1 protein-coding gene is annotated in these 5,447 nt (G+C 69.4%); it reads right to left on the minus strand.

The genetic code is table 11. The annotated features are described in order from the left end of the window. On the minus strand, positions 1-5,447 hold a 5,447-nt coding region (locus ACWCYO_RS30770; protein ID WP_449786034.1), incomplete at both ends, for an Ig-like domain repeat protein.

A 5,447-nucleotide genomic window follows, 5' to 3' on the forward strand; every position in this document is an offset into this window, starting at 1 on the left:
GCGGTCAGCGCGTGACTGCCCACACTGAGGCCGGAGGTGGTGAACGTGGCCACGCCGCCGGCGTCCAGGGTACCGGTGCCCAGCAGGGTCGCGCCGTCGAAGAACGACACCGTCCCCGTCGGGGTACCGACACCCGGAGCCACCACGGTGACCGTGGCGGTCAGCACCTTGGCCTGGCCGAACACCGACGGATCGGGCACGGACGTCAACACCGTTGTGGTGTCGGCCGCGTTCACCGTCTGGGCGTCCACCGGTGAGGTCGAGCCGCTGAAGTCGGTGTCTCCGCCGTAGACGGCGGTCAGGGCGTGACTGCCGACGCTGAGGGCGGAGGTGGTGAAGGTGGCCACGCCGGCGACGAGGGTGGCGGTGCCCAGCAGGGTCGCGCCGTCGAAGAACGACACCGTCCCTGTCGGGACGCCGACACCCGGAGCGACGGCGGTGACCGTGGCGGTCAGCACCTTGGGCTCGCCGAGCACCGACGGATCGGGCACGGACGTCAACACCGTTGTGGTGTCGGCCGCATTCACCGTCTGGGCGTCCACCGGTGAGGTCGAGCCGCTGAAGTCGGTGTCTCCGCCGTAGACGGCGGTCAGCGCGTGACTGCCCACGCCGAGGCCGGAGGTGGTGAACGTGGCCACGCCCGCGACGAGGGTGCCGGTACCCAGCAGGGTCGCGCCGTCGAAGAACGACACCGTCCCCGTCGGGACGCCGACACCCGGAGCCACCACGGTGACCGCGGCGGTCAGCACCTTAGGCTCGCCGAACACCGACGGATCGGGCACGGACGTCAACACCGTTGTGGTGTCGGCCGCGTTCACCGTCTGGGTATCCACCGGCGAGGTCGAGCCACTGAAGGCGGTGTCGCCACCGTAGACCGCGGTCAGCGCGTGACTGCCCACACTGAGGCCGGAGGTAGTGAACGTGGCCACGCCCGCGACGAGGGTGCCGGTGCCCAGCAGGGTCGCGCCGTCGAAGAACGACACCGTCCCCGTCGGGACGCCGACACCCGGAGCCACCACGGTGACCGTGGCGGTCAGCACCTTAGGCTCGCCGAACACCGACGGATCGGGCGCCGAGGTAAGGACGGTGACGGTACCGGCGGGGGTGACCGTCTGGGCGTCCACCGGCGAGGTCGAGCCACTGAAGGCGGTGTCGCCACCGTAGACCGCGGTCAGCGCGTGACTGCCCACACTGAGGCCGGACGTGGTGAACGTGGCCACGCCCGCGACGAGGGTGCCGGTACCCAGCAGGGTCGCGCCGTCGAAGAACGACACCGTCCCCGTCGGGACGCCGACACCCGGAGCCACCACGGTGACCGCGGCGGTCAGCACCTTAGGCTCGCCGAACACCGACGGATCGGGCACGGACGTCAACACCGTTGTGGTGTCGGCCGCATTCACGTTCTGGGTATCCACCGGCGAGGTCGAGCCGCTGAAGTCGGTGTCGCCACCGTAGACGGCGGTCAGCGCGTGACTGCCCACGCCGAGGCCGGAGGTGGTGAACGTGGCCACGCCCGCGACGAGGGTGCCGGTGCCCAGCAGGGTCGCGCCGTCGAAGAACGACACCGTCCCCGTCGGGACGCCGACACCCGGAGCCACCACGGTGACCGCGGCGGTCAGCACCTTGGCCTCGCCGAACACCGACGGATCGGGCACGGACGTCAACACCGTTGTGGTGTCGGCCGCATTCACCGTCTGGGTATCCACCGGCGAGGTCGAGCCGCTGAAGCTGGTGTCTCCGCCGTAGACGGCGGTCAGCGCGTGACTGCCCACGCCGAGGCCGGAGGTGGTGAACGTGGCCACGCCCGCGACGAGGGTGCCGGTACCCAGCAGAGTCGCGCCGTCGAAGAACGACACCGTCCCCGTCGGGACGCCGACACCCGGAGCCACCACGGTGACCGCGGCGGTCAGCACCTTAGGCTCGCCGAACACCGACGGATCGGGCGCCGAGGTGAGCGCCGTTGTCGTGTCGGCCGCGTTCACGGTCTGGGTGTCCACCGGTGAGGTCGAGCCGCTGAAGCTGGTGTCTCCGCCGTAGACGGCGGTCAGGGCGTGACTGCCGACGCTGAGGGCGGAGGTGGTGAAGGTGGCCACGCCGGCGACGAGGGTGGCGGTGCCCAGCAGGGTCGCGCCGTCGAAGAACGACACCGTCCCCGTCGGGACGCCGACACCCGGAGCCACCACGGTGACCGCGGCGGTCAGCACCTTGGCCTCGCCGAACACCGACGGATCGGGCGCCGAGGTGAGCGCCGTTGTCGTGTCGGCCGCGTTCACGGTCTGGGTGTCGACGGGTGAGGTCGATCCGTTGAAGTCGGTGTCGCCACCGTAGACGGCGGTCAGCGCGTGACTGCCCACGCTGAGGCCGGAGGTAGTGAACGTGGCCACGCCACTGGGGTCCAGGGTACCGGTGCCCAGCAGGGTCGCGCCGTCGAAGAACGACACCGTCCCCGTCGGGACGCCGACACCCGGAGCCACCACGGTGACGGTAGCGGTGAGGACCTTGGGCTGGCCGAACACCGACGGGTCGGGCGCCGAGGTGAGCGCCGTTGTGGTGTCGGCCGCGTTCACCGTCTGGGTATCCACCGGCGAGGTCGAGCCACTGAAGCTGGTGTCTCCGCCGTAGACGGCGGTCAGCGCGTGACTGCCCACGCCGAGGCCGGAGGTGGTGAACGTGGCCACGCCCGCGACGAGGGTGCCGGTGCCCAGCAGGGTCACGCCGTCGAAGAACGACACCGTCCCCGTCGGGACGCCGGCCACGGAAGTGACCGTGGCAGTCAGCACCTTAGGCTCGCCGAACACCGACGGATCGGGCACGGACGTCAACACCGTTGTGGTGTCGGCCGCGTTCACCGTCTGGGTGTCGACGGGTGAGGTCGATCCGTTGAAGTCGGTGTCGCCACCGTAGACGGCGGTCAGCGCGTGACTGCCCACACTGAGGCCGGACGTGGTGAACATGGCCACGCCCGCGACGAGGGTGCCGGTACCCAGCAGGGTCACACCGTCGAAGAACGACACCGTCCCCGTCGGGACGCCAGCCATGGAAGTGACCGTGGCAGTCAGCACCTTAGGCTCGCCGAACACCGACGGATCGGGCACGGACGTCAACACCGTTGTGGTGTCGGCCGCGTTCACCGTCTGGGTATCCACCGGCGAGGTCGAGCCACTGAAGCTGGTGTCTCCGCCGTAGACGGCGGTCAGCGCGTGGCTGCCGACGCCGAGGGTGGACGTGGTGAACGTGGCCACGCCCGCGACGAGGGTGCCAGTACCCAGCAGGGTCACACCGTCGAAGAACGACACCGTCCCCGTCGGGACGCCAGCCACGGAAGTGACCGTGGCAGTCAGCACCTTAGGCTCGCCGAACACCGACGGATCGGGCGCCGAGATCAACACCGTTGTGGTGTCGGCCGCGTTCACCGTCTGGGTGTCCACCGGCGAGGTCGAGCCACTGAAGCTGGTGTCTCCGCCGTAGACGGCGGTCAGGGCGTGGCTGCCCACACTGAGGCCGGAGGTAGTGAACGTGGCCACGCCACTGGGGTCCAGGGTACTGGTGCCCAGCAGGGTCACACCGTCGAAGAACGACACCGTCCCCGTCGGGACGCCAGCCACGGAAGTGACCGTGGCAGTCAGCACCTTAGGCTCGCCGAACACCGACGGATCGGGCACGGAGATCAACACCGTTGTGGTGTCGGCCGCGTTCACCGTCTGGGTATCCACCGGCGAGGTCGAGCCACTGAAGCTGGTGTCGCCACCGTAGACGGCGGTCAGCGCGTGACTGCCCACACTGAGGCCGGAGGTAGTGAACATGGCCACGCCACTGGGGTCCAGGGTACTGGTGCCCAGCAGGGTCACACCGTCGAAGAACGACACCGTCCCCGTCGGGACGCCGGCCACGGAAGTGACCGTGGCAGTCAGCACCTTAGGCTCGCCGAACACCGACGGATCGGGCACGGAGATCAACACCGTTGTGGTGTCGGCCGCGTTCACCGTCTGGGTATCCACCGGCGAGGTCGAGCCACTGAAGGCGGTGTCGCCGCCGTAGACGGCGGTCAGCGCGTGACTGCCCACGCCGAGGGTGGACGTGGTGAACGTGGCCACGCCCGCGACGAGGGTGCCAGTACCCAGCAGGGTCACACCGTCGAAGAACGACACCGTCCCCGTCGGGACGCCGGCCACGGAAGTGACCGTGGCAGTCAGCACCTTAGGCTCGCCGAACACCGACGGATCGGGCACGGAGATCAACACCGTTGTGGTGTCGGCCGCGTTCACCGTCTGGGTATCCACCGGCGAGGTCGAGCCACTGAAGCTGGTGTCTCCGCCGTAGACGGCGGTCAGCGCGTGACTGCCCACACTGAGGCCGGAGGTAGTGAACGTGGCCACGCCACTGGGGTCCAGGGTACTGGTGCCCAGCAGGGTCACACCGTCGAAGAACGACACCGTCCCCGTCGGGACGCCAGCCACGGAAGTGACCGTGGCAGTCAGCACCTTAGGCTCGCCGAACACCGACGGATCGGGCGCCGAGATCAACACCGTTGTGGTGTCGGCCGCGTTCACCGTCTGGGTGTCCACCGGCGAGGTCGAGCCACTGAAGGCGGTGTCGCCGCCGTAGACGGCGGTCAGCGCGTGGCTGCCGACGCCGAGGGTGGACGTGGTGAACGTGGCCACGCCCGCGACGAGGGTGGCGGTGCCCAGCAGGGTCACACCGTCGAAGAACGACACCGTCCCCGTCGGGACGCCGGCCACGGAAGTGACCGTGGCAGTCAGCACCTTAGGCTCGCCGAACACCGACGGATCGGGCGCGGACGTCAACACCGTTGTGGTGTCGGCCGCGTTCACCGTCTGGGTGTCCACCGGCGAGGTCGAGCCACTGAAGGCAGTGTCTCCGCCGTAGACGGCGGTCAGCGCGTGACTGCCCACACTGAGGGTGGACGTGGTGAACGTGGCCACGCCCGCGACGAGGGTGGCGGTGCCCAGCAGGGTCACACCGTCGAAGAACGACACCGTCCCCGTCGGGATGCCGTCCACGGAGGTGACCGTGGCAGTCAGCACTTTGGCCTGGCCGAACACCGACGGATCGGGGGCCGAGGCGAGGGCGGTGGCGGTAGTGAAGGGAACGGTGTCGGTGACGCTGACGGTGTTGGCGCTGTTGTTGGTCACGTACTCGTGCAGTCCGTCGGGAGTGATCGCCACATCGAACGGCCCGGTTCCCACGGGAATGGTGGCCACGGTGGTGTTGGTGGCGGTGGCGATCACGCTGACGGTGTTGTCACCGTTGTTGGTCACGTACGCGTGCAGCCCGTCGGGGCTGACCGCGACGCCGGTGGGCGCGGCACCCACGGTGATGGTGGCGGTGACGGTGTTGGTGGCGGTGGCGATCACGCTGACGGTGTTGTCACCGTTGTTGGTCACGTACGCGTGCAGCCCGTCGGGGCTGACCGCGACGCCGGTGGG

This window comes from Kitasatospora sp. NPDC001683 (assembly GCF_053596495.1).